This window comes from Rhizorhabdus wittichii (genome assembly GCF_017607425.1).
Classification (GTDB): Bacteria; Pseudomonadota; Alphaproteobacteria; order Sphingomonadales; family Sphingomonadaceae; genus Rhizorhabdus; species Rhizorhabdus wittichii.
Genome location: NZ_CP059319.1, coordinates 5540629 through 5566108, shown reverse-complemented (window position 1 = coordinate 5566108; position 25480 = coordinate 5540629). Strand labels below are relative to the sequence as shown.

The 25480-nt window shown below is 66.5% G+C and carries 37 protein-coding genes; 3 read left to right on the top strand and 34 right to left on the bottom strand.

The window, feature by feature from the left end:
* Positions 1-109: 109 nt before the first annotated feature.
* The 30 genes from HRJ34_RS26565 to HRJ34_RS26420 form a co-directional block, all read right to left on the bottom strand.
* Positions 110-259 (bottom strand): hypothetical protein, encoded by a 150-nt coding sequence (locus tag HRJ34_RS26565; RefSeq protein ID WP_016745249.1) that lies wholly within the window; start codon positions 257-259, stop codon positions 110-112.
* A gap of 151 nt (positions 260-410) precedes the next feature.
* Complete coding sequence (locus HRJ34_RS26560; RefSeq protein ID WP_011952175.1) at positions 411-1058, bottom strand: adenylate kinase; 648 nt, start codon at positions 1056-1058, stop codon at positions 411-413.
* A 31-nt stretch (positions 1059-1089) separates the two neighbouring features.
* The gene (secY, locus tag HRJ34_RS26555) at positions 1090-2457 is read right to left on the bottom strand and encodes a preprotein translocase subunit SecY (RefSeq protein WP_011952176.1); all 1368 of its coding nucleotides are present in this window, start codon (positions 2455-2457) and stop codon (positions 1090-1092) included.
* A gap of 121 nt (positions 2458-2578) precedes the next feature.
* A complete protein-coding gene (gene rplO, locus HRJ34_RS26550; protein ID WP_011952177.1) occupies positions 2579-3100 on the bottom strand; it encodes a 50S ribosomal protein L15 in 522 nt (173 codons plus the stop codon).
* Positions 3101-3257: 157 nt separating this feature from the next.
* Positions 3258-3443: a 50S ribosomal protein L30 gene (rpmD, locus tag HRJ34_RS26545; RefSeq protein WP_011952178.1), complete on the bottom strand. Its 186-nt coding sequence runs from the start codon at positions 3441-3443 to the stop codon at positions 3258-3260.
* Between the two features lie 6 nt (positions 3444-3449).
* Positions 3450-4169 (bottom strand): 30S ribosomal protein S5, encoded by a 720-nt coding sequence (gene rpsE, locus HRJ34_RS26540; protein ID WP_011952179.1) that lies wholly within the window; start codon positions 4167-4169, stop codon positions 3450-3452.
* Positions 4170-4526 carry a 50S ribosomal protein L18 gene (gene rplR, locus HRJ34_RS26535; RefSeq protein ID WP_011952180.1) on the bottom strand — a complete coding sequence of 119 codons (357 nt, stop codon included), beginning with the start codon at positions 4524-4526 and terminating at the stop codon, positions 4170-4172.
* The gene (gene rplF / locus HRJ34_RS26530; protein ID WP_011952181.1) at positions 4526-5059 is read right to left on the bottom strand and encodes a 50S ribosomal protein L6; all 534 of its coding nucleotides are present in this window, start codon (positions 5057-5059) and stop codon (positions 4526-4528) included. The genes rplR and rplF overlap by 1 nt, the downstream gene beginning before the upstream one ends.
* Positions 5059-5454: a 30S ribosomal protein S8 gene (gene rpsH, locus HRJ34_RS26525; RefSeq protein ID WP_011952182.1), complete on the bottom strand. Its 396-nt coding sequence runs from the start codon at positions 5452-5454 to the stop codon at positions 5059-5061. Before rpsH ends, rplF begins: the two co-directional genes overlap by 1 nt.
* A gap of 12 nt (positions 5455-5466) precedes the next feature.
* On the bottom strand, positions 5467-5772 hold the full coding sequence (rpsN, locus tag HRJ34_RS26520; RefSeq protein ID WP_011952183.1) for a 30S ribosomal protein S14: 306 nt from the start codon (positions 5770-5772) through the stop codon (positions 5467-5469).
* 31 nt (positions 5773-5803) lie between these two features.
* Entirely contained in the window at positions 5804-6385 is a 582-nt protein-coding gene (gene rplE / locus HRJ34_RS26515; protein WP_011952184.1) for a 50S ribosomal protein L5, read from the bottom strand.
* Positions 6378-6695, bottom strand: coding sequence for a 50S ribosomal protein L24 (rplX, locus tag HRJ34_RS26510; RefSeq protein ID WP_011952185.1), 318 nt, complete (start codon positions 6693-6695; stop codon positions 6378-6380). Before rplX ends, rplE begins: the two co-directional genes overlap by 8 nt.
* The gene (gene rplN, locus HRJ34_RS26505) at positions 6695-7066 is read right to left on the bottom strand and encodes a 50S ribosomal protein L14 (protein WP_011952186.1); all 372 of its coding nucleotides are present in this window, start codon (positions 7064-7066) and stop codon (positions 6695-6697) included. Before rplN ends, rplX begins: the two co-directional genes overlap by 1 nt.
* 20 nt (positions 7067-7086) lie before the next feature.
* Entirely contained in the window at positions 7087-7347 is a 261-nt protein-coding gene (gene rpsQ, locus HRJ34_RS26500; protein WP_011952187.1) for a 30S ribosomal protein S17, read from the bottom strand.
* Between the two features lie 12 nt (positions 7348-7359).
* Positions 7360-7563 carry a 50S ribosomal protein L29 gene (rpmC, locus tag HRJ34_RS26495; RefSeq protein WP_011952188.1) on the bottom strand — a complete coding sequence of 68 codons (204 nt, stop codon included), beginning with the start codon at positions 7561-7563 and terminating at the stop codon, positions 7360-7362.
* Between the two features lies 1 nt (position 7564).
* Entirely contained in the window at positions 7565-7996 is a 432-nt protein-coding gene (rplP, locus tag HRJ34_RS26490; protein ID WP_011952189.1) for a 50S ribosomal protein L16, read from the bottom strand.
* Positions 7997-8060: 64 nt separating this feature from the next.
* On the bottom strand, positions 8061-8756 hold the full coding sequence (rpsC, locus tag HRJ34_RS26485) for a 30S ribosomal protein S3 (RefSeq protein WP_011952190.1): 696 nt from the start codon (positions 8754-8756) through the stop codon (positions 8061-8063).
* A 1-nt stretch (position 8757) separates the two neighbouring features.
* Positions 8758-9141: a 50S ribosomal protein L22 gene (rplV, locus tag HRJ34_RS26480; RefSeq protein ID WP_011952191.1), complete on the bottom strand. Its 384-nt coding sequence runs from the start codon at positions 9139-9141 to the stop codon at positions 8758-8760.
* Positions 9141-9413, bottom strand: a complete 273-nt coding sequence (gene rpsS / locus HRJ34_RS26475; RefSeq protein WP_011952192.1) for a 30S ribosomal protein S19 — start codon at positions 9411-9413, stop codon at positions 9141-9143. The genes rplV and rpsS overlap by 1 nt, the downstream gene beginning before the upstream one ends.
* Positions 9414-9416: 3 nt before the next feature.
* A complete protein-coding gene (rplB, locus tag HRJ34_RS26470) occupies positions 9417-10253 on the bottom strand; it encodes a 50S ribosomal protein L2 (protein WP_011952193.1) in 837 nt (278 codons plus the stop codon).
* 1 nt (position 10254) lies between these two features.
* The gene (locus tag HRJ34_RS26465) at positions 10255-10569 is read right to left on the bottom strand and encodes a 50S ribosomal protein L23 (protein WP_011952194.1); all 315 of its coding nucleotides are present in this window, start codon (positions 10567-10569) and stop codon (positions 10255-10257) included.
* The gene (rplD, locus tag HRJ34_RS26460) at positions 10562-11188 is read right to left on the bottom strand and encodes a 50S ribosomal protein L4 (protein WP_011952195.1); all 627 of its coding nucleotides are present in this window, start codon (positions 11186-11188) and stop codon (positions 10562-10564) included. Before rplD ends, HRJ34_RS26465 begins: the two co-directional genes overlap by 8 nt.
* 3 nt (positions 11189-11191) lie before the next feature.
* Positions 11192-11947, bottom strand: coding sequence for a 50S ribosomal protein L3 (rplC, locus tag HRJ34_RS26455; RefSeq protein ID WP_029548672.1), 756 nt, complete (start codon positions 11945-11947; stop codon positions 11192-11194).
* Positions 11948-12213: 266 nt separating this feature from the next.
* A complete protein-coding gene (gene rpsJ / locus HRJ34_RS26450) occupies positions 12214-12525 on the bottom strand; it encodes a 30S ribosomal protein S10 (RefSeq protein WP_011952197.1) in 312 nt (103 codons plus the stop codon).
* Between the two features lie 116 nt (positions 12526-12641).
* Positions 12642-13832: an elongation factor Tu gene (gene tuf, locus HRJ34_RS26445; RefSeq protein ID WP_011952198.1), complete on the bottom strand. Its 1191-nt coding sequence runs from the start codon at positions 13830-13832 to the stop codon at positions 12642-12644.
* Between the two features lie 76 nt (positions 13833-13908).
* Complete coding sequence (gene fusA / locus HRJ34_RS26440) at positions 13909-15981, bottom strand: elongation factor G (protein ID WP_011952199.1); 2073 nt, start codon at positions 15979-15981, stop codon at positions 13909-13911.
* 116 nt (positions 15982-16097) lie between these two features.
* Complete coding sequence (gene rpsG, locus HRJ34_RS26435; RefSeq protein ID WP_011952200.1) at positions 16098-16568, bottom strand: 30S ribosomal protein S7; 471 nt, start codon at positions 16566-16568, stop codon at positions 16098-16100.
* Positions 16569-16581: 13 nt separating this feature from the next.
* Positions 16582-16953 (bottom strand): 30S ribosomal protein S12, encoded by a 372-nt coding sequence (rpsL, locus tag HRJ34_RS26430; protein WP_011952201.1) that lies wholly within the window; start codon positions 16951-16953, stop codon positions 16582-16584.
* Positions 16954-17202: 249 nt separating this feature from the next.
* Complete coding sequence (gene cutA / locus HRJ34_RS26425) at positions 17203-17514, bottom strand: divalent-cation tolerance protein CutA (RefSeq protein WP_016745244.1); 312 nt, start codon at positions 17512-17514, stop codon at positions 17203-17205.
* Complete coding sequence (locus tag HRJ34_RS26420) at positions 17511-18437, bottom strand: cation diffusion facilitator family transporter (RefSeq protein ID WP_208632919.1); 927 nt, start codon at positions 18435-18437, stop codon at positions 17511-17513. Before HRJ34_RS26420 ends, cutA begins: the two co-directional genes overlap by 4 nt.
* Before the next feature lie 290 nt (positions 18438-18727).
* Between HRJ34_RS26420 and HRJ34_RS26415 the strand changes: the two genes are divergently transcribed.
* The 3 genes from HRJ34_RS26415 to HRJ34_RS26405 all read left to right on the top strand — a co-directional run bounded on the left by HRJ34_RS26415 (position 18728) and on the right by HRJ34_RS26405 (position 21723).
* Positions 18728-19849: a L,D-transpeptidase family protein gene (locus HRJ34_RS26415; RefSeq protein ID WP_208632918.1), complete on the top strand. Its 1122-nt coding sequence runs from the start codon at positions 18728-18730 to the stop codon at positions 19847-19849.
* A 152-nt stretch (positions 19850-20001) separates the two neighbouring features.
* The gene (locus HRJ34_RS26410; RefSeq protein WP_011952205.1) at positions 20002-20640 is read left to right on the top strand and encodes a murein L,D-transpeptidase catalytic domain family protein; all 639 of its coding nucleotides are present in this window, start codon (positions 20002-20004) and stop codon (positions 20638-20640) included.
* Between the two features lie 102 nt (positions 20641-20742).
* Positions 20743-21723 (top strand): D-alanyl-D-alanine carboxypeptidase family protein, encoded by a 981-nt coding sequence (locus HRJ34_RS26405; RefSeq protein ID WP_011952206.1) that lies wholly within the window; start codon positions 20743-20745, stop codon positions 21721-21723.
* Between the two features lie 242 nt (positions 21724-21965).
* Here HRJ34_RS26405 and HRJ34_RS29335 read toward each other — a convergent pair whose 3' ends face one another.
* From HRJ34_RS29335 to HRJ34_RS26385, 4 genes are all read right to left on the bottom strand, one after another.
* Positions 21966-22172: a hypothetical protein gene (locus tag HRJ34_RS29335; protein WP_226948968.1), complete on the bottom strand. Its 207-nt coding sequence runs from the start codon at positions 22170-22172 to the stop codon at positions 21966-21968.
* 124 nt (positions 22173-22296) lie between these two features.
* A complete protein-coding gene (lpdA, locus tag HRJ34_RS26395; RefSeq protein WP_011952208.1) occupies positions 22297-23694 on the bottom strand; it encodes a dihydrolipoyl dehydrogenase in 1398 nt (465 codons plus the stop codon).
* A gap of 14 nt (positions 23695-23708) precedes the next feature.
* Positions 23709-24098 carry an acyl-CoA thioesterase gene (locus HRJ34_RS26390; RefSeq protein ID WP_029994459.1) on the bottom strand — a complete coding sequence of 130 codons (390 nt, stop codon included), beginning with the start codon at positions 24096-24098 and terminating at the stop codon, positions 23709-23711.
* Positions 24098-25426 carry a pyruvate dehydrogenase complex dihydrolipoamide acetyltransferase gene (locus HRJ34_RS26385; protein ID WP_208632916.1) on the bottom strand — a complete coding sequence of 443 codons (1329 nt, stop codon included), beginning with the start codon at positions 25424-25426 and terminating at the stop codon, positions 24098-24100. Before HRJ34_RS26385 ends, HRJ34_RS26390 begins: the two co-directional genes overlap by 1 nt.
* Positions 25427-25480 lie beyond the last annotated feature (54 nt).

Sequence of the window (25480 nt, the reverse complement as noted above, 5' to 3'; positions counted from 1 at the left end):
GACCCGCGCCCCGGTGCGTTGGGACTCGGCATCCGTAACGACAGGCATCCCGCGATTCCGGGATGTGAGCAAGGATTTTCCGTAGAGCGCGCGGGGTTCGCCCGAGGCCTTACCAGTGGCCCCAGAACTCGAATATGTGGTCGATCGGCGTTACCGGCCCGCCAAGCCCCAGCAACAGGATGATGGCGACGATCAGCAGCAGCCACGCCCAGCGCGCGGCCCGGCGGACAAGACCGAAGAAGAAGGTCAGCCACGCCATGGCTTCTCGGCGGGCCGCGGAGGTCCGCCGCCGCCGTCTGCGCCTGACCGGTTGCCGTTCCATGATCGTGCGAACATGCACGAAATATGGCGAAAGCCAAAGCGCTTAAAACAAGCGGCCCGCCACGGCATCGGCCGTGACGGGCGCTCGCTCAGTTGTCGAGGATAGCGGCGATCGCCGCCGAGACATCGGCCATGTCGGCCATGCCGTCGACGCGCCGGACCAGGCCGCGCGCCTCGTAGACCGGCAGGATCGGCGCGGTCTTGGCCCGATATTCGGCCATGCGGGTCCGCACCGTCTCCTCATTGTCGTCGGGACGGCGCTTGAACTCGGCCGAGCCGCAGACGTCGCAGACCCCCGCGACCTTCGGCTGCTTGAACCGATCGTGATAGCCCTCGCCGCAATTGGCGCAGGTGTAGCGGCCGGTGATCCGCTCGACCAGCGCGTCCTCGTCGACCTCGAGCTCGATGACATGGTCGAGCACGCGGCCGCGGCTCGCCAGGATCTCGTCGAGCGAATGGGCCTGCGCCTCGGTGCGCGGGTAGCCGTCGAAGATGGCGCCTTCCGAGGCGGCCATGCTGTCGAGCTTCTCGCCGATCAGGCCGGAGACGATCTCGTCCGAGACGAGCTCGCCCGCTTCCATCACCGCCTTGGCCTTCAGGCCGATCGGCGTTCCGGCCTTGACGGCGGCGCGCAGCATGTCCCCGGTCGAGAGCTGCACCATGCCGCGATCGGCAACCAGCTTCGACGCCTGCGTTCCCTTGCCGGCGCCGGGCGGACCCAGCAGGATGATATTCACGAGCGGACGCTCCGCGCAAACGTCAGAAAGATCACCTCCGCATTCCCCCCTTGAGCTTGGCCTTCTTGATCAGGTCGCCATATTGGTGCGCGAGCAGATGGCTCTGGATCTGCGTCACCGTATCGATCGTCACGTTGACGACGATCAGCAGGCTGGTACCGCCCAGCGCGATGCCCAGGCCATATTGCGCTGTGACATATTCGGGCACCAGGCAGATGAAGGTCAGATAGGCCGCCCCGATCACGGTGATGCGGGTCAGCACATAGTCCAGATAGTCGGCGGTGTTCTTGCCCGGGCGGATGCCGGGGATGAAGCCGCCATAGCGCTTCAGATTGTCCGCGGTCTCCTCCGGATTGAAGACGACGGCGGTGTAGAAGAAGCAGAAGAAGATGATGCCCGCGGCATAGAGCGCCATGTAGAGCGGCGTGCCGTGGTGCAGATACTGGTTCATCCCGATGATGAAGTCGCCCCACAGGCTCTCGCCCTGGGTGCGCTGCCCGGCGAACTGGCTGATCGTCAGCGGCATCAGCAGCAGCGACGAGGCGAAGATCGGCGGGATCACGTTGGCGGTGTTGATCTTGAGCGGCAGGTGGCTCTTGTCGGCCTGCATCATGCCGCGCGCGGTCTGGCGCTTGGGATACTGGATCAGCACCTGGCGCTGCGCCCGCTCCATGAAGACGATGCCGGCGACCAGCGCGATCACCCCGATCACCGCCAGGACGATGAACATCGCCGACAGCGATCCGGTGCGGCCGCCTTCGAACAGGTTGGCCAGCGCGGTCGGCAGCTGCGAGACGATGCCCGCCATGATGATCAGCGAGATGCCGTTGCCGATGCCGCGGCTGGTGATCTGCTCGCCCAGCCACATCAGGAACATCGTGCCGCCGATCAGCGAGATCACCGTCGTCGCGCGGAACAGATACGGGTCGATCACGACCGCCTCCATCCCGGCGCTGGCGCCCCAGCTCTCGAGGCCGACCGCGATGAAATAGCCCTGGATGCCGGTCAGCAGCACCGTGCCGTAGCGGGTGTACTGGTTGAGCTTCTTGCGCCCGCTCTCGCCCTCCTTCTTGATCGCGGCGAGCGTCGGCGACAGCGAGGTCGCGAGCTGCACCACGATCGAGGCGGTGATGTACGGCATCACGCCGAGCGCGATCAGCGACATGCGGGTCAGCGAGCCGCCCGAGAAGGCGTTGAAGAAGTCGAGCACGCCGCCCTTGGTCGTGTCGAACAGCGACTGGAGCGACCGCGGATCGAGGCCGGGAAGCGGCACATGGCTCAGCAGGCGGAAAATGATGAGCGCGCCCAGGGTGAACCACAGGCGCTTCTTGAGCTCGGTCGCCTTGGCGAACTGGCTCAGATTGATGTTGGCGGCCATCTGTTCGGCTGCGGATGCCATCTTGTTCTGTGACCCCGGAAATGGAAACGGCGGCAACCCTGATGGGTCTGCCGCCGTCTCATATAATGTGTGCTTTCGGCTTGTCAGCCGGAAAGCGCCAGGACGACGGGCGAACCCGCGATCAAGCCTTCTTGGCGGCCTTCGCGGTGCCCTTCTTGGCGGCGGCCTTCTCGGCGGCCGGAACCACCTCGATCACCTCGACCGAACCGCCCGCCTTCTCGATCGCCGCCTTGGCGCCGGCCGAAACGCCGGCGACCTTGAACGAGACCTTCGCGGTCAGCTCGCCCTTGCCGAGGATGCGGACGCCGTCCTTGCCGCCACGGGCAACGCCGGCCGCCTTCAGCGCGGCGTGGTCGATCACGCCGGCGGTGTCGAGCTTCTTGGCGTCGACCAGCTTCTGGATCGCGCCCAGGTTCACCTCGGCATAATCCTTGGCGAAGATGTTGTTGAAGCCGCGCTTCGGCAGGCGCATGTGGAGCGGCATCTGACCGCCCTCGAAGCCGTTGATCGAGACGCCCGAGCGGCTCTTCTGGCCCTTCTGGCCCCGGCCGCCGGTCTTGCCCAGGCCGGAACCGATGCCACGGCCGACGCGGACGCGGCTCTTGCGGGCGCCCTGGTTGTCGCGGATTTCGTTGAGTTTCATCGTCTGCACTCGCTTTCGCTATGTTCGCGCTGAATAGAGGAAGGGGGCCATTAGCCCCCTTCTATCCGTTTGACCAGCCCCGAGGGGCCGGAAGCTCATGCCGCAGAAGCTTTCCCCTGCGGCCGGAGATCCTGACTTTCGTCAGGATGGACGAGACTTACGCCTCGTCCACCTTCACCATGTGCTGCACCTTGCGGATCATGCCACGGACTTCAGGGGTATCCTGAAGCTCGCGGGTCCGGTGCATCTTGTTGAGGCCCAGGCCGATCAGCGTCGCGCGCTGGTCGGCGGTGCGGCGGATCGGCGAACCGATCTGCGTGACCTTGAGAGTCTTGCCAGCCATCGTCGCTTACTCCGTGATCGCAGCGGCTTCGGCCTCGGCCACCGGGGCCGAAGCACCGCCGCGACCCAGCAGGTCGGCGATCTTCTTGCCACGGCGCTGCGACACCGACTTGGGCGAGGTCTGATCCTTCAGCGCCTCGAAGGTCGCCCGGATCATGTTGTAGGGGTTCGAGGTGCCGACCGACTTGGTCACCACGTCGGCGACGCCGAGGCTCTCGAAGATGGCGCGCATCGGACCGCCGGCGATGATGCCGGTGCCCGGAGGCGCGGTGCGGACCGTCACGCGGCCGGCGCCGAAGTGGCCGTTGCCGTCATGGTGCAGGGTCCGGCCCTCGCGCAGCGGCACGCGGACCATCGCCTTCTTGGCGGCGGCGGTCGCCTTCGAGATCGCCTCCGGCACCTCGCGGGCCTTGCCGTGGCCGAAGCCCGCGCGGCCCTTGCCGTCGCCGACCACGACCAGCGCGGCGAAGCCGAAGCGCTTGCCGCCCTTCACGGTCTTCGAGACGCGGTTGATGTGGACGAGCTTCTCGATCAGCTCCTCGCCCTGCTCCTCGGAGCCACGACGGTCGTCGCGACGGCCCCGGCCGTCACGGCCACGGCCACGGTCGCCGCCGCGGTCGTTTCCGCCACGGCCACGGCCGCCACGGCCACGGCGCTCGCCCTGGCCCTCGGCACCGGGAGCGGCTTCCGCCGGAGCGGCCGCCTGGATTTCGGTTTCGTCAGCCATTTAGAACTCCAATCCGCCTTCGCGGGCCGCATCGGCCAGCGCCTTGACGCGACCATGGAAAAGGAAGCCGCCGCGATCGAACACCACCTGGGTGACGCCCGCCGCCTTGGCGCGCTCGGCAACCGCCTTGCCGACCGAGGCCGCCGCATCGGCGGTCGCGCCGGTCTTGCCCTTCATATCCTTGTCGAGGGTCGAAGCCGAAGCGACCGTGCGGCCGGCTTCGTCGTCGATCACCTGGGCATAGATATGCCGGCCCGAACGGTGCACCGACAGACGGGGACGCAGACCGCCCCTGGCCCGCAGCGCGGTGCGCACGCGACGACGGCGGCGCTCGAAGAGAGAGAGACCCTTGCTCATTACTTCTTCTTCCCTTCCTTGCGGAAGATATACTCGCCGGCGTACTTGATGCCCTTGCCCTTATAGGGCTCCGGCTTCCGCCAGCGGCGGATTTCCGCGGCCACCTGACCGACCTTCTGCTTGTCGATGCCCGAGATCTGGACGGTCGTCTGATCCGGCGTCGCGATCGTGATCCCCTCGGGGATCGCGAAGTCGACGTCGTGGCTGTAGCCGAGCTGCAGCTTCAGATTCTTGCCCTGGACGTTGGCGCGATAGCCGACGCCAGTGATCTGGAGGGTCTTCGAATAGCCCTCGGTCACGCCGGTGATCAGGTTCTGCACCAAGGTCCGCTGCATGCCCCAGAAGGAGCGCGCGCGCTTGGTCTCGTTGATCGGCTGGACCGAGATCGAGCCGTCTTCGATCGCATAGCTCACTTCGTCGGCCAGGCTGATGCTCAGCGTGCCCTTCGGCCCCTTGACCGACAGCGTCTTGCCTTCGATCGCGGCGGTGACGCCTGCCGGCACGGAGACCGGCTTCTTACCGATGCGGCTCATCAGAAGACCTCCGCGAGAACCTCGCCGCCGACATTCTGCTCACGCGCTTCCGCGTCGGACAGAACGCCCCGGGGCGTCGAGACGATGGTGATGCCCAGGCCGTTGCGGACGCGCGGCAGGTCCTTCGAACCCGAATAGACGCGGCGGCCCGGCTTGGAGACGCGGGCGACATGCTGGATCGCAGGCTGCCCTTCGAAATATTTCAGCTCGATGCGCAGGCCGCTGTGGCCGGCGAGGTCTTCCTCGCTATAGCCACGGATATAGCCTTCGCGCTGAAGCACGTCGAGCACGCGGGCGCGCAGCTTGGACGCGGGCGAGAGCACGCTGTCCTTGCGAGCACGCTGCCCGTTGCGGATGCGGGTGAGCAGATCACCCAGAGGATCGGTCAGAGCCATCTTTTCGGTTCCTTACCAGCTCGACTTGGTGACGCCGGGGATCAGGCCCTTGTTGGCCAGATCCCGGAGCTGCACGCGGCAAAGCCGGAACTTGCGATAATAAGCGCGGGGACGGCCCGTCACTTCGCAACGGTTGCGCACGCGGGTCGGATTCGCGTTGCGCGGAATCTCGGCGAGCTTGAGGCGCGCGATCAGGCGCTCCGTCTCGTCCTTGCTCTCGTCGTCCGCGATCGCCTTCAGGCGCGCATATTTGCCCGCATAAGCCTTCACCAGCTTCTTGCGACGCTCGTTCTTGTTGATCGAACTCAGTTTCGCCATGACTTAAGTTCTTCCTTATCCAGCAGACCGCTTACGCGGCCTGCTTCTGGTCCTCGTTATCCGCCGGGAAGGGGAAGCCGAACAGGCGCAGCAGCTCGCGCGCCTCATCGTCGGTCTTCGCCGTCGTGGCGACAATCACATCCATGCCGCGGATCTTGTCCACGGAGTCGTAGCTGATCTCCGGGAAGATCAGCTGTTCCTTCAGGCCGGTGGCATAGTTGCCGCGACCGTCGAACGACTTCGGGTTGAGCCCGCGGAAGTCGCGAACGCGCGGGAGCGCGATCGTGACGAAACGGTCGAGAAACTCGTACATGCGCTCACGGCGGAGGGTGACCTTCGCGCCAATCGGCATGCCCTCGCGCAGCTTGAACTGCGCGATCGACTTCTTCGCCTTGGTGATCACGGCCTTCTGGCCGGCGATCTTGGTCATCTCCAGGGCGGCCTGCTCGACCTTCTTCTTGTCCTGGGTGGCCTCACCAACGCCCATGTTCAGGACGATCTTGGTGATCTTCGGCACTTCCATGTGGTTCTTGTAGCCGAACTTCTCGGTCATCGCCTTGACGATCGTCTCGTCATAGAGCTTCCGGAAGCGCGGGGTGTAGGCGTCAGCCATTGATCGTCTCCCCGGTCTTGACGGCCACGCGGACCTTCTTGCCGTCCTTCACCTCGAAGCGGACGCGGGTCGGCTTGCCGTCGGCGGTCGCGATCGCGACCTTCGACACGTGCAGCGGAGCCTCGACACGCTCCAGGCCACCCTGCGGGTTGGCCTGGCTCGGCTTGCGGTGACGGGTCGCGACGTTGACGCCCGACACGATCACCTTGGCGTCCTTCGGAAAGGACTTGGTGACTTCGCCCGTCTTGCCCTTGTCCTTGCCGGACAGGACGACGACGCGGTCACCCTTCTTGATCTTCAGCGCGGACATCACAGCACCTCAGGGGCGAGCGAGATGATCTTCATGTGGTTCTTGGCACGGAGCTCGCGGACCACCGGGCCGAAGATGCGGGTGCCGATCGGCTCGCCGCTGTTCTTGTTGATCAGAACGGCGGCGTTGCCGTCGAAACGGATCGTCGAACCGTCGGGACGATGGATGTCCTTGGCGGTGCGCACGATGACCGCGCGATGCACGTCACCCTTCTTGACCTTGCCGCGCGGCGCCGCTTCCTTGATCGAGACGACGATCACGTCGCCCACGGTCGCGAAACGGCGCTTGGAACCGCCCAGCACCTTGATGCACTGCACCCTCTTCGCGCCGCTGTTGTCGGCGACGTCGAGGTTCGTCTGCATCTGGATCATTGTTCAGACCCTTCCACTAATCAGGCGTGGTTCGGCGTCGCGTGGGTATCAACCCGCTCGATCACCTTCCACGTCTTGAGCTTCGACATCGGCGCGGTCTCTTCGATGCGCACCGTCTCACCCTCGCGATACTCGTTGGTCTCGTCGTGGGCGTGATACTTCTTCGACCGCTTGATGATCTTGCCGTACAGCGCGTGCTTCACGCGACGTTCGACTTTCACAACCACGGTCTTGTCGGTCTTGTCGGAGACCACCGTTCCGGTCAGCACGCGCTTCGGCATGGCTGGCGCTCCTTACTTCGCGGCCGCAGCGGCACGCTGCGTCTGCAGGGTCTTGATCTGCGCGATGGTCCGACGGACCTCCTTCACGCGGCTCGGCTTCTCGAGCTGGCTGGTGGCCGCCTGGAAGCGCAGGTTGAACTGCTCGCGCTTCAGCTCGCCCAGGTCCTGGGCCAGCTGGTCGTCGGTCTTGGCAGTGAGATCGGCAATCTTCGCCATCTTACTTGTCCTCGTAGATCGACTCGCCGAAGCGAGCGACAACCTTGGTCTTGATCGGCAGCTTCTCCATCGCGCGCTCGAAGGCGACGCGGGCGAGCGGGCCGGGAACGCCGTCGAGCTCGAACAGGATACGGCCGGGCTTGACGCGAGCCGCCCAGAACTCGGGCGAACCCTTACCCGAGCCCATGCGGACTTCGGCGGGCTTCGACGAGACGGGCACGTCCGGGAAGATGCGGATCCACAAGCGACCCTGGCGCTTGATGTGACGCGTGATCGCGCGGCGGGCCGCCTCGATCTGGCGCGCGGTGATCCGGTCCGGCTCGAGGGCCTTGAGGCCGAACGCGCCGAAGTTCAGCGACGCGCCGCCCGGCGCGTTGCCATGGATGCGGCCCTTGTGGGCCTTGCGGAATTTGGTGCGCTTTGGTTGCAGCATTTTCTATCGCCTTCTGACACCGATTGTCCGGTCGATCAGGCGACGCTGATAAGGGGGGAGCCCCTTACCGCGCCGGCCGGACCCCCGACGTCTGAGCTTCCATCATGAGCCGGTCCTGGGCCAGCGGATCATGGCCGAGGATCTCACCCTTGAAGATCCAGACCTTGATGCCGCACACACCATAAGCGGTGTGGGCTTCGGCTTCGGCATAGTCGACGTTCGCGCGCAGCGTGTGCAGCGGAACGCGGCCTTCGCGATACCACTCGGTGCGGGCGATCTCCGCGCCGCCCAGACGGCCGGCGCAGGTGATGCGGATGCCCTCGGCGCCGAGACGCAGGGCCGACTGCACCGCGCGCTTCATCGCGCGGCGGAAGGCGATGCGGCGCTCGAGCTGGTCGGCGACGCCCTGGGCGACGAGCTTCGAGTCGATCTCCGGCTTGCGGATCTCGACGATGTTCAGCGACACGTCCGACGAGGTCATCTTGCCGAGCGCGCGGCGAAGCTTCTCGATGTCGGCGCCCTTCTTGCCGATGATGACGCCCGGGCGCGCAGCATAGACCGAGATGCGGCACAGCTTGGCCGGACGCTCGATCACGACCTTCGAGATCGCGGCCTGCGGGATCGCCTTCATGATGTGCTTGCGGATCTTGAGATCCTCGAGCAGCAGGCGGCCGTAATCGGCGCCGTCGGCATACCAGCGGCTGTCCCAGGTGCGGTTGATCTGCAACCGCATGCCGATCGGGTTGGACTTCTGACCCATGTTATTCAGCCTCTTCCTGCTGCTCGCGAACGACGACCCGAAGGCGCGCGAACGGCTTGATGATGCGGGTCGACTTGCCGCGGCCGCGGGTGGCGAAGCGCTTCATGACGATCGACTTGCCGACCGAAGCCTCCTTCACGACGAGCGCGTCGACGTCGAGGTTGTGGTTGTTCTCGGCATTGGCGATCGCCGAGGCGAGCACCTTGCGGACGTCGACAGCCATCGCCTTCTTCGAGAAGGTCAGGATGTTGAGCGCGTCGCCGGCCTTCTTGCCGCGGATCAGGCCCGCGACCAGGTTGAGCTTGTACGGGCTGCCGCGAACGGTGGTGGCGACCGCGAGGGCCTCCTTCTCACCGACCCGACGGGGAGCTGCGGGCTTCGACATCAGCGCTTACCCTTCTTGTCGGCGTGGCCGGGGAAGTAGCGCGTCGGCGCGAATTCACCCAGCTTGTGACCGACCATTTCCTCGGAGACCGAAACCGGCACGAACTTGCGGCCATTGTAGACGTTGAACGTCAGACCGACGAACTGCGGCAAGATGGTCGAACGACGCGACCAGGTCTTGATCGGAGCGCGCGCGCCACTGTCCTGAGCGCCTTCCGCCTTCCGGAGAAGGTGGAGATCGACGAACGGACCTTTCCAGATGGAACGGGCCATGGATTACCTCTTCTTCTTCGCGTGGCGCGAACGGATGATGAACTTGTCGGTCGCCTTGTTGTGGCGGGTCCGCGCACCCTTGGTGGGCTTGCCCCACGGGGTGACCGGATGACGGCCGCCCGAGGTGCGGCCTTCGCCGCCGCCATGCGGGTGGTCGACCGGGTTCTTGGCGACGCCGCGGGTGAGCGGACGACGGCCGAGCCAGCGGTTGCGACCGGCCTTGGCGAGGTTCTGGTTCGCATTGTCCGGGTTCGACACGGCACCGACGGTGCACATGCAGTCCGACCGGATGTAGCGCTGCTCGCCCGAGTTCAGGCGGACCATCACCATGCCCTTGTCGCGGCCGACGATCTGCACATAGGTGCCCGCCGCACGCGCGATCTGACCGCCCTTGCCGGGCTTCATCTCGACATTGTGGACGATCGTGCCGACCGGGGCCTGGCCGATCTCCATCGCGTTGCCCGGCTTGGTGTCGGTCTTCTTGGCCGCGAGGACCACGTCGCCGGCCGCCAGGCGCTGCGGCGCGAGGATATAGGCCAGCTCGCCGTCCTCATACTTCACCAGGGCGATGAAGGCCGAACGGTTCGGGTCATATTCCAGGCGCTCGACGGTCGCGGGCTGATCCCACTTCCGACGCTTGAAGTCGACGATGCGATACTTCTGCTTGTGACCGCCGGCGATGCCGCGCGCGGTCGCATGGCCCTGGTTGTTACGGCCACCCGACTTGCGCTTGCCTTCGGTCAGCGCCTTGACGGGCTTGCCCTTGTGGAGGCCCGACTTGTCGACGAGGATGAGGCCGCGGCGGGCCGGGCTCGTCGGGTTGTAATGCTTGAGTGCCATCTCAGCGCACGCCTTCCGTCACATCGATGGACTGGCCTTCGGCCAGCGTCACGATCGCCTTCTTCACGTCGGAGCGCTTGTAGGGCGTGCCCTTCCAGCGCTTCGTCTTGCCCTTGGAGACGATCGTGTTCACGCCGGTGACCTTGACGTTGAACAGCGCCTCGACAGCGGCCTTGATCTCCGGCTTGCTGGCATCGCCCGCAACCTGGAACACCACGGCGTTGTGCTCGGAGAGCAAGGTGGTCTTTTCGGTGATGTGGGGCCGCAGCACCACGTCATAGTGGCGGTTGTCCACCACGGCTTCCTTCTTAGCCATTGAAGCGCGCCTCCAGCTTCTCGACAGCGGCGCGCGTCAGCACCAGCGTCTCATGCTTCAGAATGTCGTAGACGTTGGCACCGATCGCCGGCAGCACGTTGATCGTGTGGATGTTCGACGAAGCGAGCTGGAAGCCGTTGTCGACCGCCTCGCCGTCGATCACCAGCGCCGTCGCGCCGAAACCGAGCTTGCCGATCTTGGCGATCAGCGCCTTGGTCTTGGCGTCCTTGAGCTCGAGCGTGTCGACCACGACCAGCTTGCCGTCCTTGGCCTTCGACGACAGCGCCATCTTCAGGCCGAGCGCGCGGACCTTCTTGTTGAGGCTGCTCTCGAACACCCGGGCGCGGGGACCATGGGCCTTGCCGCCGCCGATGAAGACGGGAGCGCGGCGATCGCCGTGACGAGCGGTGCCGCCGCCCTTCTGGCGACCGAACTTCTTGCCCGTGCGGGCGACGTCCGAACGCTCGCGCGCCGCACGCGCCGGAGCGCGACGGTTGTGGAGCTGCCACTGGACGACGCGGGCGAGAATGTCGGCGCGCGGCTCGACGGCGAAGACCTCGTCGTTGAGCTCGATGTCACCCGACGCCTTGGCGTCGAGGGTCTGGACCTTGACCTTCATCTATCAGCCCTCCTGGCCTTCGGTGGCCTCGGGAGCCGCGACTTCCTCCGCGGGCGTCTCGGCAGGCGCGCTGTTGCTGTTGGCCGCCGACTTCAGGCCGGCCGGGAACGGCGCGTCCTTGGGAGCGGCGATCTTGACCGAGTCCTTGACCAGCAGCCAGCCGCCCTTCGAGCCCGGAACCGAGCCCTTGACGAACAGAAGGCCACGCTCGGCGTCGGTCTGGACGATCTCGAGGTTCTGCTGGGTGCGGTTCTTGTCACCCATGTGACCGGCCATCTTCTTGTTCTTGAAGACCTTGCCCGGATCCTGGCGCTGACCGGTCGAACCGAGCGAGCGGTGCGAGACCGAGACGCCGTGGGTGGCGCGCAGACCGCCGAAGCCCCAACGCTTCATGCCGCCCGCGAAGCCCTTGCCCTGGGTGCTGCCCTGGATGTCGACGAACTGGCCCGCGACATAATGGTCGGCGGAGATTTCCGCGCCCACGTCGAGCAGGCCGTCTTCCGACACGCGGAACTCGGCGACGAAAGCCTTCGGCTCCACTTCGGCCTTGCCGAAATGGCCGCGCTCCGGCTTGGTGAGATTCTTCGGCTTGGCCGAACCGGCGCCGAGCTGGACGGCGACATAACCGTCGCGGTCCTGCTCGCGGCGAGCCACGACCTGTACATTCTCCAGTGCCAGGACGGTGACCGGCACGTGCCGACCATCTTCCTGGAACAAGCGGGTCATCCCCATCTTCTTCGCGATCACGCCAGTGCGCATGATCCGTTCCTTCCCAACAGAGGCTCGCGTTAGCGGCGAGCGTGCCAACGAAAAAAGCTCCGGTATGAACCGAAGCCTCCAGCCCAATTTTCGATAGCCCCCGCCTGGGCATGGATTTCGCATTGCTGCGAAAGGCGGGGACCAGTCACCGGCACCTCTCCGAGGATCAGGCCGGTCGGTATCCCTATCTTCCGCCATCCCTCGATCCCCGAAGGGAGAAAAATGACGAGCGCGGGAGCGATTCGCCCCCGCGCTGAGCCGGCCTCTTAGGCCAGTTTGATCTCGACATCAACACCCGCTGCGAGATCGAGCTTCATCAGCGCGTCGACCGTCTGCGGGGTGGGCTGCACGATGTCCAGCAGCCGCTTGTAGGTCCGCACCTCGAACTGCTCGCGCGACTTCTTGTCGATGTGCGGGCCGCGGTTCACGGTGAACTTCTCGATGCGGGTGGGCAGCGGGATCGGACCACGGATGAGCGCGCCGGTACGGCGGGCGGTATCGGCGATGTCGCCGGTAGCCTGATCGAGCACACGATGATCGAATGCCTTCAGGCGAATACGGATATTCTGCGTTTCCATGTCCTACACCGATGCGAAAGAGCCGTGCGGCAAGAGCGCCGCTTTCCAACTATATTCTACAAAAGCGAACCGGCCGACCCCCGAAGGGGCCGGCCGGCCCGTTTGAACGCGCTATATTACTTCGAGATCGAGCTGACAACCCCGGCGCCGACGGTGCGGCCGCCTTCACGGATCGAGAAGCGCAGGCCCTCTTCCATGGCGATCGGGGCGATGAGCTTGACGCCGAGCTTCACGTTGTCGCCGGGCATGACCATCTCGGTGCCCTCGGGCAGCTCGACGGTGCCGGTGACGTCCGTGGTGCGGAAGTAGAACTGCGGACGATAGTTGGCGAAGAACGGCGTGTGACGGCCACCCTCTTCCTTCGACAGCACGTAGACTTCCGACGAGAAGTCGGTGTGCGGCTTGATCGAACCCGGCTTGGCGAGAACCTGGCCACGCTCGACTTCCTCACGGCCGACGCCGCGGATCAGGGCGCCGATGTTGTCGCCGGCCTGGCCCTGGTCGAGCAGCTTGCGGAACATCTCGACGCCCGTGACGGTGGTCTTGCGGGTGTCCTTGATGCCGACGATCTCGACTTCCTCGCCGACCTTGACCATGCCGGTCTCGACGCGGCCGGTGACGACGGTGCCGCGGCCCGAGATCGAGAACACGTCTTCGATCGGCATCAGGAACGGCTTGTCGAGCGGACGCTCGGGCTGCGGGATGTACGAGTCGACAGCGGCCATCAGCTCGAGGACGGCGTTGCGGCCGATCTCGTCGTTGGTGCCGTCGAGCGCCTTGACGGCCGAACCCTTGATGACGGGGATGTCGTCGCCCGGGAACTCGTAGGACGAGAGCAGCTCGCGAACCTCGAGCTCGACGAGCTCCAGGATCTCGGCGTCGTCGACGAGGTCGACCTTGTTCATGAACACGACGAGCGCCGGAACGCCGACCTGACGGGCGAGCAGGATGTGCTCGCGGGTCTGCGGCATCGGGCCGTCGGTGGCCGAGACGACGAGGATGCCGCCGTCCATCTGCGCGGCGCCGGTGATCATGTTCTTCACATAGTCGGCGTGGCCCGGGCAATCGACGTGCGCATAGTGGCGCTGCTCGGTCTCATACTCGACGTGCGCGGTCGAGATGGTGATGCCGCGCTCGCGCTCCTCGGGAGCCTTGTCGATGTTGGCATAGTCGACGAAGGTCGCGCCGCCGGTCTCGGCGAGGACCTTGGTGATGGCTGCCGTGAGCGACGTCTTGCCATGGTCGACGTGGCCGATGGTGCCGATATTGCAGTGCGGCTTGGTCCGCTCAAACTTAGCCTTAGCCATTTTTTGCCTCTTCTCTTCGAATCAATTGCCGGACGCGCCGCCCGATGCGGACGCGCCCATAACCACAAATTACCGATTATGCCAGCTTTGCCTTGACCTCGTCCGCGACGTTCGCCGGGACTTCGTCATAGTGCGAGAACTGCATGCTGTACTGCGCACGGCCCTGGGTGAACGAGCGGAGCTGGTTCACGTAGCCGAACATGTTCGCCAGCGGGACCATCGCCTCGACGACCTGGGCGTTGCCCCGGCTGTCGGTGCCCTGGATCTGGCCACGGCGGCTGTTCATGTCGCCGATCACGTCGCCCAGATAATCCTCCGGCGTCACGACCTCGACCTTCATGATCGGCTCGAGGATGGTGATGCCGGCCTTCTGGGCCGCCTCGCGCATCGCGCCACGGCCCGTGATCTCGAAGGCGAGCGCCGACGAGTCGACGTCGTGATACTTGCCGTCGATCAGGTGGACTTCGACGTCCACGATCGGGAAGCCGATCAGCGAGCCACCCTCGGCGGTCTCGCGCATGCCCTTCTCGACCGACGGGATATACTCGCGCGGGATGTTGCCGCCCTTGACCTCGTCGACGAAGACGAAGCCCGAGCCGCGCTCGCCCGGCTTGACCTGGACCTTGACCTCACCGAACTGGCCCGAACCACCCGACTGCTTCTTGTGGGTGTAGACCAGCTCGACCGGCTTCTTGAGATATTCGCGATAGGCGACCTGCGGCGCGCCGACGTTCGCCTCGACCTTGAACTCGCGCTTCATGCGGTCGACGAGTATCTCGAGGTGGAGTTCGCCCATGCCCTTGATGATGGTCTGGCCGGACTCGTGGTCGGACGAGACGCGGAACGAGGGGTCCTCGGCGGCCAGGCGGTTGAGCGCGATGCCCATCTTCTCCTGGTCGGCCTTGGTCTTCGGCTCCACCGACAGCTCGATGACGGGGTCCGGGAACTCCATCCGCTCGAGGATGATCGGCGCCGACGGCGCGCACAGCGTGTCGCCGGTGGTGGTCTCCTTGAGGCCGGCCAGCGCGACGATGTCGCCCGCATAGGCCTCTTCGATGTCCTCGCGGCTGTTCGCATGCATCAGCAGCATGCGGCCGATCTTTTCCTTCTTGTCCTTCACGCTGTTCAGGTAGGTGCCCTTTTCGAGCTTGCCCGAATAGATGCGCGCGAAAGTGAGCGAGCCGACGAACGGATCGTTCATGATCTTGAAGGCCAGCGCCGACATCGGCGCCGAGTCCTCGGCCGGACGCGAGTCCGGGGTCTCGCCGTCGAGCTTGACGCCCTGCACGTCGGGAATGTCGAGCGGGCTCGGCAGATAGTCGACGACGGCGTCGAGCAGCGGCTGGACGCCCTTGTTCTTGAACGACGAGCCGCACAGCACGGGGACGAAGTCGAACGCCAGCGTGCCCTTGCGCAGCAGCGCCTTCAGGGTCGCGACGTCGGGCTCGTTGCCCTCGAGATAGGATTCCATCGCCGCCTCGTCCTGCTCGACGGCAAGCTCGATCAGCTCCTGGCGGGCCACGGCGGCCTCATCCTTCATGTCGTCCGGGATGTCGCGATATTCGAACTTCGCGCCCAGGCTCTCCTCGAGCCAGACGATCGCGCGGTTCTCGACCAGGTCGACGAGGCCGACAAAGCTGCTCTCGATGCCGATCGGGAGATAGAGGACGGCCGGACGCGCGCCGAGGCGGTCCTTGATCATCTGGACGCAGCGCTGGAAGTTCGCGCCGGTGCGGTCGAGCTTGTTGACGTAGCACATGCGCGGGACGCGGTACTTGTCGGCCTGGCGCCACACCGTCTCCGACTGCGGCTCGACGCCGGCGACGCCGTCGAACGCCGTCACGGCGCCGTCGAGCACGCGCAGCGAACGCTCGACCTCGATGGTGAAGTCGACGTGGCCGGGGGTGTCGATGATGTTGATCCGGTGGTCGTTCCAGAAACAGGTCGTCGCGGCCGACGTGATCGTGATCCCGCGCTCTTGCTCCTGCTCCATCCAGTCCATCGTCGCGGTGCCCTCATGGACCTCGCCGATCTTGTAGGACTTGCCGGTGTAGTAGAGGATACGCTCGGTCGTCGTCGTCTTGCCGGCATCGATGTGGGCCATGATGCCGATATTGCGATATTTCTCGAGCGGGTGGCTGCGGGCCATGATCTTAAACTCCGATGTCGGGGACGGGTCCTGCCGACCCGGCTCCGACGATATGGGAACGGACTGTTACACTTTCGAGCCCGCCCCATGGGGAGCGGGCCCGAAGCGCGTCGCTGTTACCAGCGATAGTGCGAGAAGGCGCGGTTCGCCTCGGCCATGCGGTGCGTGTCCTCACGCTTCTTGACCGCATTGCCACGGTTGTTCGCGGCATCCAGCAGCTCGCCCGACAGACGACCGGCCATGGTGTGCTCCGACCGCGCCCGCGCGGCGCTGATCAGCCAGCGGATGGCGAGCGCCTGCGAACGGTCCGGACGGACCTCGACCGGGACCTGGTAGGTCGCACCGCCGACGCGGCGGCTGCGGACCTCGATGCCCGGCTTCACATTGTTGAGCGCTTCATGGAAGACGCCCAGCGGCTCGCGCTTGGCGCGGGTTTCGATGGTTTCGAGAGCGCCATAGACGATGCCTTCGGCGACGGACTTCTTGCCGTCGAGCATGACGCTGTTCATGAACTTGCTGAGCACGACATCCCCGAACTTCGGATCGGGGAGAATTTCGCGCTTTTCGGGACGGCGACGACGAGCCATTTCGATCTACCTCTTACTTGGGACGCTTGGCGCCGTACTTCGAACGGCTCTGCTTGCGATCCTTGACACCCTGCGTGTCGAGCACGCCGCGGAGAACGTGATAGCGCACGCCCGGAAGGTCGCGCACACGGCCGCCGCGGATCAGGACCACCGAGTGCTCCTGGAGGTTGTGGCCTTCGCCCGGAATGTAGCTGATCACTTCGCGGCTGTTGGTCAGGCGGACCTTGGCCACCTTGCGCAGCGCCGAGTTCGGCTTCTTCGGGGTCGTCGTGTAGACGCGCGTGCAAACGCCGCGCTTCTGCGGGTTCTTTTCCATCGCAGGGACCTTCGACTTGGCCTTCTGCGGTTCGCGACCCTTGCGGATCAGCTGGTTGATCGTCGGCATGAAGCCCTTCACCTCTAAGAGTTACTTTACCGATGCCCGAATCACCTTCCGCCGCCCGTTGCCGGACAAGCGGAAATGCACGAAGGCCCCGGCGGTCTTTGCGACCTCCCGGGCCATCACACGCATCGGCAATGTTCAAGCGCCCCAGCGCCGGCGGACCGGCCTAGGGCAGGGCGCGCCTATAGAGAAGGAGTCGGATCGGGTCAACCGGTGGAACCGCCGGATTTTGGCAGCCGTTGTCCGCAGGGCCTATCGCCCCTCCCCCGTCTCCGCCGCGACCCAGGCGGCATAGTCCGCGGAGGCCTGAACCGGCAGCAGGACGATCTCGGGCAGATCATAGCCGTGGAGCGCCTTGATTCGCGCCTCGACCCGATCGGCGAGCGCGGCGCGGGTCTTGGCCTGGAGCTGCCATTCCTCGGCCCGCTCGATCGCCCCCTGCCAGCGATAGACGCTGCGCATCGGCACGATCTGGACGCAGGCCGCGAGCCGTTCGCCGACCAGCGCCTCGGCGATCCGCTCGGCCTCGGCCACCGAGCCGCAACTGGTGAGGACGAGGATCATGGCAGCTCGGGCGGCGGCTTCGCCTGCGGCTTGATATAGATGGCGCGCAGCGCCGGCCAGCGCGCGCGCAGCTCCGCCTCGGCCTCGGCGATCATCGCCTCGACCCAGCCGACCGGCACCTCGTCCTCGAAGTCGACCGCCAGGCCGAGGAAGATCGCCTGCGGGCCGATATGGACGGTGGTGATCTCGTTGACCCCGGTCACCTCGGGCCGGCGGTCGATCGCCGCGCGCACCGCCGCCTCCAGCGCGGGATCGGCCGGCTCGCCGATCAGCAGGTCCTTCGACTCGCGCGCCAGCGCCAGCGCCACGCCGGCGAGCGCGAGACCGATGACGATCGAGGCGACGCCGTCCCAGCGCGCATCGCCAGTCAGCAGGCTGAGGGTGATGCCGGTGCCGGCCACGAACAGGCCGAACATCGCCGCCGAATCCTCGAACAGGACGATGAAGCTCGGCGGGTCCTTCGACTGGCGGACCGCTTCCCACCAGCCATGCTCGCCCTTGGCCGCCCCGAACTCCCTCACCGCGATCCCCCAGCTCGCCCCCTCGAGCAGCAGCGACAGCGCCAGCACCACATAGTTGACCCACGGCGTCCGGATCGGTTCGGGGTCGAGGACGTGGAGGACGCCCTCGTAGATCGACAGGCCGGCGCCGGTCGAGAAGATCAGGATCGCGACGACGAAGCTCCAGAAATAGAGCTCTCGGCCATAGCCGAGCGGGTGACGCTCGTCGGGCGGGCGGACGGATCGCTTCTGGCCGTAGAGCAGCAGGAGCTGGTTGAGGCTGTCGACGACCGAATGGAAGCCCTCGGTCAGCATCGCCGAGGACCCGGTGATCGCCGCGGCGACGAACTTGGCCACGGCGATGCCGAGATTGGCGGCCAGGGCGGCAAACAGGATCAGCCGGCTCTCGGGCGGTTCGGTCATCGGTTCCCTGTCGATTGCGGCCGGCGCGACAATACCCCCTTTCCCCCGGCGGAACGAGCCACAAGTTTCGCCGGTTCCGCCGGCCGGATTTTCGCCCGGCGATGGATCGTCGAGGTCCCTTCGATCGTTGTGGGGATATCGTCACGGAGGCTCGTCATGTCGCGCAACGACACCCGATCCGACCTCGCCGCCCGCCCCGCCGAGGGCCCCGGCCTGGGACGCCTGCTGACCGCCTTGCCGCTGCTCGCGGTCGCCTGCGCTTCACCTTCGGGGGCAGTGCGCCGGCGGGCATGCCGTCGCCCGAAAGTGTCGCCGCGGCGCCCGACCGGATGCCGGGCCGATGGTCGCTCGGCAGCGCCCGCGACCTGCTCGCCGTCATCGAGGATTCGGCGGAGGAAGGGCTGAATCCGTCCGATTACAATGCCGACGCGCTGCGCGCCGCGATCGAAGCCAGGCGGAAGGGCCCGGCGCTCGATGCGCTCGCCACGGCTTCGGCGCTGCGGATCGCGCACGACTATGCCAATGGCCGGATCGACGACAAGGCGGCGCTCGACTGGCATATCGCCCCGCCCGCCGATCCCAATCGCATCGCCGCCGGCCTCGCCGACGCGCTCGACCGCGACCGGCTCGGCCCATGGCTGCGTGGCCTGCTGCCGGACAACGACCAGTATCGCGCGCTTAGGGCCGCCTATGCCGACGCGCGCGGCGACGAGGCGCTGCGCGGCCGGCTCCGCGCCAATCTCGAACGCTGGCGCTGGATGCCGCGCGACCTCGGCGATCGCTACATCTACGTCAACATCCCCGGCTACCGCCTGTCGGTGATCAGCAACGGGATCGAGGAAGCGAGCTACAACGTCGTGGTCGGCGCCCCCAGGACGCCGACCCCACAGCTCGAGCTCTACGCCCAGTCGATCGTCGCCAACCCCGGCTGGACGGTGCCGCACAGCATCGTCAAGGCAGGCGGGACGCGCGGCAAGGGCTTCCGCTGGATCCGCAATCCGGACGGCAGCGTCTCGGCCTGGCAGGCGCCGGGACCGACCAATGCGCTCGGCCGGATCAAGATCGACATGCCGAACCCGCATGCCATCTACCTGCACGACACGCCCAACCGCGCGGTCTTCGCGCGCGAGAACCGCGCGCTCAGCCATGGCTGCATCCGGGTCGAGAATATCGAGGAGCTGGCCGCGATGCTCCAGGGCGGCGACGGCCTCGACGCGGCGCTCGCCGATCCGGGCAAGACGAAGGTCTTCCAGCTCGAACGGAGCGTGCCGGTCTACCTCGTCTACTTCACCGCGCAGGCCGATCCCGACGGCACCGTCCGCCCGCTCGGCGATCCCTATGGCCGCGACAAGATACTGCTCGCGAAGCTGGGCGCGGCGATGGAAGGGAAGCTCCAGGTCGCGGGCCGCTGACGGCCCGACCGCCGGCGGCGCAGCGATGAACCGTGCAAAGTCCACGGCCGATGCGCCGCGCGGCCGGAACAAATGCCCAGTCCGCCCATGAAATGTCGGGCCAGCTCTGCTAAATAACGGACATAGTTCAGTATATAGAGCGGGTCGGGCATTTGCGGAATATCATCGACACGCCGGTGAACCGGCGCGGATTGCTGGGTGCAGGGATTTTCGGCGGACTGGCACTGGCGGCGGGCGGGACTTCGGTCGCGGCCCCGCTCATCCCCGCGCCGCGGCTCCGGCCCGAGGTCCGGTCCCGCGCGCTCGCGGCGATGAGCCGGCATATCGACCGGATCAAGGTGCGCGACCTGATCGGCATCTGCGATTTCGACGATCCCTCCTCGGCGCCGCGCTTCCATCTGCTCGACGTCGCCTCGGGCCGGATCGACAGCCTGCTCGTCGCCCATGGTCGCGGCTCCGATCCGTCGCACACCGGCTGGCTCCAGAAATTCTCCAACGCGCCAGGCTCGGCCGCCTCGTCGAGCGGCGCCTTCGTCACCGCCGAGGAATATTACGGCAATCACGGCCGCTCGCGCCGGATCGACGGGCTCGACCCCACCAACAGCAACGCTCGCGCCCGCGCGGTGGTGGTCCACGGCGCCTGGTATGCCGAGCGGCAGATGATCGCGCAGCACGGCAAGCTCGGCCGTTCGGAGGGGTGTTTCGCCTTCGGGGAAAGCGACCTGGCGCAGGTCATGGCGCGGCTCGGGCCGGGGCGCCTGATCTATGCCGACAAGCTCGACCGTGCCTAAAATGAGTCGAAGCGCATGAACAGTCGCTTCGGGACGGCTGTCGCGATTCCGGAAAATGCTTTAGATTCAATCCTATCTGGTCGATAAAGAGGGGACTGGATAGTGACTGGATCCGCGTTCGCACGATGGCTGGCCTGCCTGGCGCTGGCCCTGCCCATGTCCGTGATGCCGCTGCCTTGGGCGGTTTCCACGACGGCGCCGGCCGAGGCCGCCAGCCCGCTCGGCGCCCCGCGCTTCTCCGCGGTGCTGATGGACGCCGACACCAACGAGATCCTCTACGCCGAGCAGCCGACCGCGATCCGCCATCCGGCGTCGATCACCAAGGTCATGACGCTCTACCTGGTGTTCGACGCGCTCGACGCCGGCCGCCTGAAGCTCGACGACCGGGTGGTGATGTCGCCGCTCGCGGCCAGCCAGCGGCCCTCCAAGCTCGGCCTCGGCATCGGCCAGTCACTGTCGGTGGCCGATGCGATCAGCGTCGTCGCGGTCAAGTCGGCCAATGACGTCGCCGTGGCGCTGGCCGAGAAGATCGGCGGCACCGAAGCCAATTTCGCGCGGATGATGACGGCCAAGGCCCGCCAGCTCGGCATGCGCCAGACCGTCTTCGCCAACGCCAGCGGCCTGCCCAATCCCGGCCATTTCACCTCCGCGCAGGACATCGCCATCCTGTCGGCGGCGATGATCCGCAACCACCCCGCCCGCTATCATTGCTTCTCGGAGCAGAGCTTCAGCTACGGCAAGCTGCGGATGGCGAACCACAACAAGCTGCTGGGCAACGTCCCCGGCGTCGACGGCATCAAGACCGGCTTCACCAACGACAGCGGCTTCACCCTCACCGCCTCGGCGGTCCGCAACGGCCATCGCCTGATCGCGGTGGTGCTCGGCTCGCCGTCGGGCTGGCAGCGCGACCGCGACATCACCTCGCTGCTCAACGCCGGCTTCACCGCGCTCGAGATCCGCGGCGCCGGCCGGTCGGAGGACATGGCCGCGCTGCTCTCCAGCTCCGGCTTCGCGCTCAACCGCAGCCTGCGCCCGCTGCCGCAGATCGCAGCGCTGCAGGTCGAGGAAGGCGACACCGAATAGGCCGCAAGTCCCTCCACACGAGAGAGGGCACGCTCCGACCGATCGGGGCGATATCGGGCGGGTAGCATGGACGGGCCATCGCGCCCGTCCTTTTTCAATGGAAGCCTGCCGATGCCCCCTCTTCCCGTCATTCCCGCGAAAGCGGGAATCCATGGACGGCGGCCCGCAAGAGACCGGAACGTGCCGTGACCGTGGATTCCCGCTTCCGCGGGAATGACGAAAGAAGTTCTGCCGGAACGGCCTTATTGCAGGATGAAACGGCGGCTCGGCGTCGAACTCGGCGTGGCGGGACGGAGCAGGTCGTCCAACCGCTTCTGGAGATGGGCGAGCAAGTCACGTCCCGGCTGCGCCGCCTTGATGACCGGCTTCGGGCGCTGCGCCAGCTCGCAGGCGATCGCCTGATCGCCGCACAGGACGACGACCGTCGCCAGCCCGGCCAGAATCGACATCCTTCCCAAGCCCAAGGCAGCCTCCCTGATGACGCCCGCGCGGGCGCGACTTCCGCGCCGCGCAGGCGTTTCAGGCAAGCAACGATCGGCCAACCGCCGATGGCGGTCGACGAACGACATGCCCTTAGATGTGGAGCGGCCGTCCATAGGCGGCGAGGACGCTCTCGTGCATCGCCTCGCTGATCGTCGGGTGCGGGAAGACGGTGCCCATCAGCTCGGCCTCGGTGGTCTCCAGCGTCTTGCCGATGGTGTAGCCCTGGATCATCTCGGTGACCTCGGCGCCGACCATGTGCGCGCCGAGCAGTTCGCCGGTCGCCTCGTCGAACACGGTCTTCACGAAGCCCTCGGGCTCGCCCAGCGCGATCGCCTTGCCGTTGCCGATGAAGGGGAATTTGCCGACCTTGACCGTGTAGCCGGCCTCCTTCGCCTTCGCCTCGGTCAGGCCGACCGACGCCACCTGCGGGCGGCAATAGGTGCAGCCAGGGATGTTGCGCTTGTCCATCGCATGCGGGTGCTCGCCGGCGATATGCTCGGCCGCGATCACCGCCTCGTGCATCGCCTTGTGGGCCAGCCAGGGGCCGTCGGTCACGTCGCCGATCGCGTAGATGCCGGGCACGTTGGTCCGGCAATATTCGTCGGTCTTGATGTGATAGCGCTTGTCGGGCTCGACCCCGACCTCCTCCAGTCCGATATTCTCGACATTGGGGACGATGCCGACCGCGACGATGACGTGGCTGTACTCCTCGGTGGTGACCTTGCCGTCCTTGTCCTTGATCTCGGCGGTCACGCCCTTGGCCGAGGGGGTGAGCTTCTGCACGCCGGTCGACGGGCGGATCTTCATCCCCTGCTTGGCGAGGGCCTTGGTCATGAAGGCGCTCACCTCCTCGTCCTCCACCGGCAGGATGCGGTCGAGCATCTCGACCACCGTCACCTCGGCACCGAAGTCGCCGTAGAAGCTCGCGAACTCCAGCCCGATCGCGCCCGATCCGATCACCAGCAGCTTGGTCGGCATCTCCTTGGGCGTCATCGCGTGGCGATAGGTCCAGATCCGCTCGCCGTCCGCCTTGGCGAAGGGCAGGTCGCGGGCGCGGGCGCCGGTGGCGATGATGATGTTCTTCGCCGACAGCTCGGTCGCCTGCCCGTCCCTGGTGACCGTCAGCTTGCCCTTGTCGGTCAGCTTGCCGTCGCCGAAGTGGACCGCGATCTTGTGCTTCTTCATCAGGCCGGTGACGCCCTGGTTGAGCTGCTTGGCGACGCCGCGCGAACGCTGCACCACGTTTGCCAGCTCGAAGCCCGGCTTCACCGCCGACAGCCCGAACGCCTCGGCATGCTTCATATGATGGTAGATCTCGGCCGAGCGCAGCAGCGCCTTGGTCGGGATGCAGCCCCAGTTGAGGCAAATGCCGCCGAGCAGCTCGCGCTCGACGATCGCGGTCTTGAGGCCGAGCTGCGCCGCCCGGATCGCCGCGACATAGCCGCCGGGGCCCGAGCCGAGGACGATGAGATCGTAGGTTTCCGCCACTGCCTGCTCCTGTTCTATCCGTCGACGGCGCGGGGCCGTCCCTGTTCGTCTATCGCGACGAAGGTGATCGTCGCCTGGGTTACCCGTTCATTCTCGCTGCCGTCGCGGGCCTGGCGCCAGGCCGCGACCTCGATCTTCATCGAGGTGCGCCCCACCGATCGAAGATCGGCATAGACCGACACGATGTCGCCGACCTTGACCGGGCGATGGAAGATCATGCCGTCGATCGCGATCGTCGCCGCGCGGCCCTTGCTGTGCTTCGACGCCACCGTGCCGGCGGCAAGGTCCATCATGCTGACGAGCCAGCCGCCGAAGATGTCGCCATTGGCATTGGTGTCGGCCGGCATGGCGACCACGCGTATCGCGGGGTCGCCTGCCGGCGGCAGCTCCATGCCTGCGGCCATCAAGCCAGCAGGCCGAGCGGGTTTTCGACCAGCCGCTTGAACGCCTGCATCAGCTGCGCGCCGACCGCGCCGTCGATGGCGCGATGGTCGAAGCTGCCGGTGGCCGACATGACCGTCGCCGTCGCCAGCGCATCGTCGACCACATAGGGCCGCTTCTCGCCTGCGCCGACCGCCATGATCATCGCCTGGGGCGGGTTGATCACCGCGGTGAACTGCTTGATCCCGAACATCCCCATGTTCGAGATCGACGCCGTGCCGCCCTGATATTCGTGCGGCTGGAGCTTGCCCTCCTTGGCGCGCTGGGCGAGGTCCTTCGCCTCGGTCGCGATCGCGCCGACGCTCTTGGTGTCGGCGCCCTTGATGATCGGGGTGATCAGGCCGCCCGGGATCGCCACCGCCACCGAGATGTCGGCGCGCTTGTACTGGATCAGCGTGTCGCCGGCGAAGGAGACGTTGCAATCGGGCACGTCCATCAGCGCGGCCGCGAGCGCCTTGATCAGCAGGTCGTTGACCGACAGCTTGACGCCGCGCGCCTCCAGCGACGCGTTGAGCTCGCCGCGCAGCTTGAGCAGCGGATCGAGCCGGATGTCGACCGTCAGGAAGATGTGCGGGCTCTGCTGCATCGATTCGGTCAGCCGCCGCGCGATCACCTTGCGCATGTTCGACAGCTTGACGACCTCGTGCGGGATCTCGTCCGGACCGGCCGGCGCCGGCGCCGCGGCGGGCTTGGGCGCCGCGGCGGGAGCGGCGGTCGGCGCGGGAGCCGCGGCAGCGGCAGGCGCCTGGGCCGGAGCGGCGGCCGCCGCCTTCGGGGCGCCGTCGAGATCGGCCTTCACCACCCGGCCGCCAGGGCCGGTGCCGCTGACCTGGGCCAGGTCGACGCCCTGCGCCTGGGCGAGCCGGCGCGCGAGCGGGCTCGCCTTCACCCGGTCGCCCGAGGCGGCCGGTGCCGCGGCGGGCGCGGCCGGCCTGGCGGGCGCCTCGGCCTTGGGAGCCGGCGCTTCGGCCTTCGGCGCGGGAGCGGACTTCGGTTCCGGCTTGGGCGCGGCCTCGGCCTTCGGGGCGGCCTTGGGCGCCGCATCCTCGTCCTCGCCCTGGATCAGCGCGATCACCGAGCCGACCTTGACGCCCTCGGTGCCCTCGGCGACGACGAGCTTGGCGATCGTGCCTTCGTCGACGGCTTCGAACTCCATCGTCGCCTTGTCGGTCTCGATCTCGGCGAGGAGATCGCCGGACTTGACCGCATCCCCTTCCTTGACGAGCCATTTGGCGAGAGTACCTTCCTCCATCGTCGGAGAAAGGGCGGGCATCTTCAACTCGATCGGCATATTATATCCCCTGAAGAGGGTTTGGGGTCGATGCCGGCCCCTCATCCGCGCTCA

Coding starts and splice junctions, on each gene's coding strand:
- HRJ34_RS26565 (WP_016745249.1), bottom strand. CDS start 259: ATGGCGTGGCTGACCTTCTTCTTCGGTCTTGTCCGCCGGGCCGCGCGC.
- secY (WP_011952176.1), bottom strand. CDS start 2,457: ATGGCATCCGCAGCCGAACAGATGGCCGCCAACATCAATCTGAGCCAG.
- rplO (WP_011952177.1), bottom strand. CDS start 3,100: ATGAAACTCAACGAAATCCGCGACAACCAGGGCGCCCGCAAGAGCCGC.
- rpmD (WP_011952178.1), bottom strand. CDS start 3,443: ATGGCTGGCAAGACTCTCAAGGTCACGCAGATCGGTTCGCCGATCCGC.
- rpsE (WP_011952179.1), bottom strand. CDS start 4,169: ATGGCTGACGAAACCGAAATCCAGGCGGCCGCTCCGGCGGAAGCCGCT.
- rplR (WP_011952180.1), bottom strand. CDS start 4,526: ATGAGCAAGGGTCTCTCTCTCTTCGAGCGCCGCCGTCGTCGCGTGCGC.
- rplF (WP_011952181.1), bottom strand. CDS start 5,059: ATGAGCCGCATCGGTAAGAAGCCGGTCTCCGTGCCGGCAGGCGTCACC.
- rpsH (WP_011952182.1), bottom strand. CDS start 5,454: ATGGCTCTGACCGATCCTCTGGGTGATCTGCTCACCCGCATCCGCAAC.
- rpsN (WP_011952183.1), bottom strand. CDS start 5,772: ATGGCGAAACTGAGTTCGATCAACAAGAACGAGCGTCGCAAGAAGCTG.
- rplE (WP_011952184.1), bottom strand. CDS start 6,385: ATGGCTGACGCCTACACCCCGCGCTTCCGGAAGCTCTATGACGAGACG.
- rplX (WP_011952185.1), bottom strand. CDS start 6,695: ATGTCCGCGCTGAAGATCAAGAAGGGTGACCGCGTCGTCGTCCTGTCC.
- rplN (WP_011952186.1), bottom strand. CDS start 7,066: ATGATCCAGATGCAGACGAACCTCGACGTCGCCGACAACAGCGGCGCG.
- rpsQ (WP_011952187.1), bottom strand. CDS start 7,347: ATGCCGAAGCGCGTGCTGACCGGAACGGTGGTCTCCGACAAGACCGAC.
- rpmC (WP_011952188.1), bottom strand. CDS start 7,563: ATGGCGAAGATTGCCGATCTCACTGCCAAGACCGACGACCAGCTGGCC.
- rplP (WP_011952189.1), bottom strand. CDS start 7,996: ATGCTGCAACCAAAGCGCACCAAATTCCGCAAGGCCCACAAGGGCCGC.
- rpsC (WP_011952190.1), bottom strand. CDS start 8,756: ATGGGTCAGAAGTCCAACCCGATCGGCATGCGGTTGCAGATCAACCGC.
- rplV (WP_011952191.1), bottom strand. CDS start 9,141: ATGTCGAAGCCCGCAGCTCCCCGTCGGGTCGGTGAGAAGGAGGCCCTC.
- rpsS (WP_011952192.1), bottom strand. CDS start 9,413: ATGGCCCGTTCCATCTGGAAAGGTCCGTTCGTCGATCTCCACCTTCTC.
- rplB (WP_011952193.1), bottom strand. CDS start 10,253: ATGGCACTCAAGCATTACAACCCGACGAGCCCGGCCCGCCGCGGCCTC.
- HRJ34_RS26465 (WP_011952194.1), bottom strand. CDS start 10,569: ATGGCTAAGAAGGAAGCCGTGGTGGACAACCGCCACTATGACGTGGTG.
- rplD (WP_011952195.1), bottom strand. CDS start 11,188: ATGAAGGTCAAGGTCCAGACCCTCGACGCCAAGGCGTCGGGTGACATC.
- rplC (WP_029548672.1), bottom strand. CDS start 11,947: ATGCGCACTGGCGTGATCGCGAAGAAGATGGGGATGACCCGCTTGTTC.
- rpsJ (WP_011952197.1), bottom strand. CDS start 12,525: ATGGAAACGCAGAATATCCGTATTCGCCTGAAGGCATTCGATCATCGT.
- tuf (WP_011952198.1), bottom strand. CDS start 13,832: ATGGCTAAGGCTAAGTTTGAGCGGACCAAGCCGCACTGCAATATCGGC.
- fusA (WP_011952199.1), bottom strand. CDS start 15,981: ATGGCCCGCAGCCACCCGCTCGAGAAATATCGCAATATCGGCATCATG.
- rpsG (WP_011952200.1), bottom strand. CDS start 16,568: ATGGCTCGTCGTCGCCGTCCCGAAAAGCGCGAAATTCTCCCCGATCCG.
- rpsL (WP_011952201.1), bottom strand. CDS start 16,953: ATGCCGACGATCAACCAGCTGATCCGCAAGGGTCGCGAACCGCAGAAG.
- cutA (WP_016745244.1), bottom strand. CDS start 17,514: ATGATCCTCGTCCTCACCAGTTGCGGCTCGGTGGCCGAGGCCGAGCGG.
- HRJ34_RS26420 (WP_208632919.1), bottom strand. CDS start 18,437: ATGACCGAACCGCCCGAGAGCCGGCTGATCCTGTTTGCCGCCCTGGCC.
- HRJ34_RS26415 (WP_208632918.1), top strand. CDS start 18,728: ATGCCGTCGCCCGAAAGTGTCGCCGCGGCGCCCGACCGGATGCCGGGC.
- HRJ34_RS29335 (WP_226948968.1), bottom strand. CDS start 22,172: ATGTCGATTCTGGCCGGGCTGGCGACGGTCGTCGTCCTGTGCGGCGAT.
- HRJ34_RS26390 (WP_029994459.1), bottom strand. CDS start 24,098: ATGGCCGCAGGCATGGAGCTGCCGCCGGCAGGCGACCCCGCGATACGC.
- HRJ34_RS26385 (WP_208632916.1), bottom strand. CDS start 25,426: ATGCCGATCGAGTTGAAGATGCCCGCCCTTTCTCCGACGATGGAGGAA.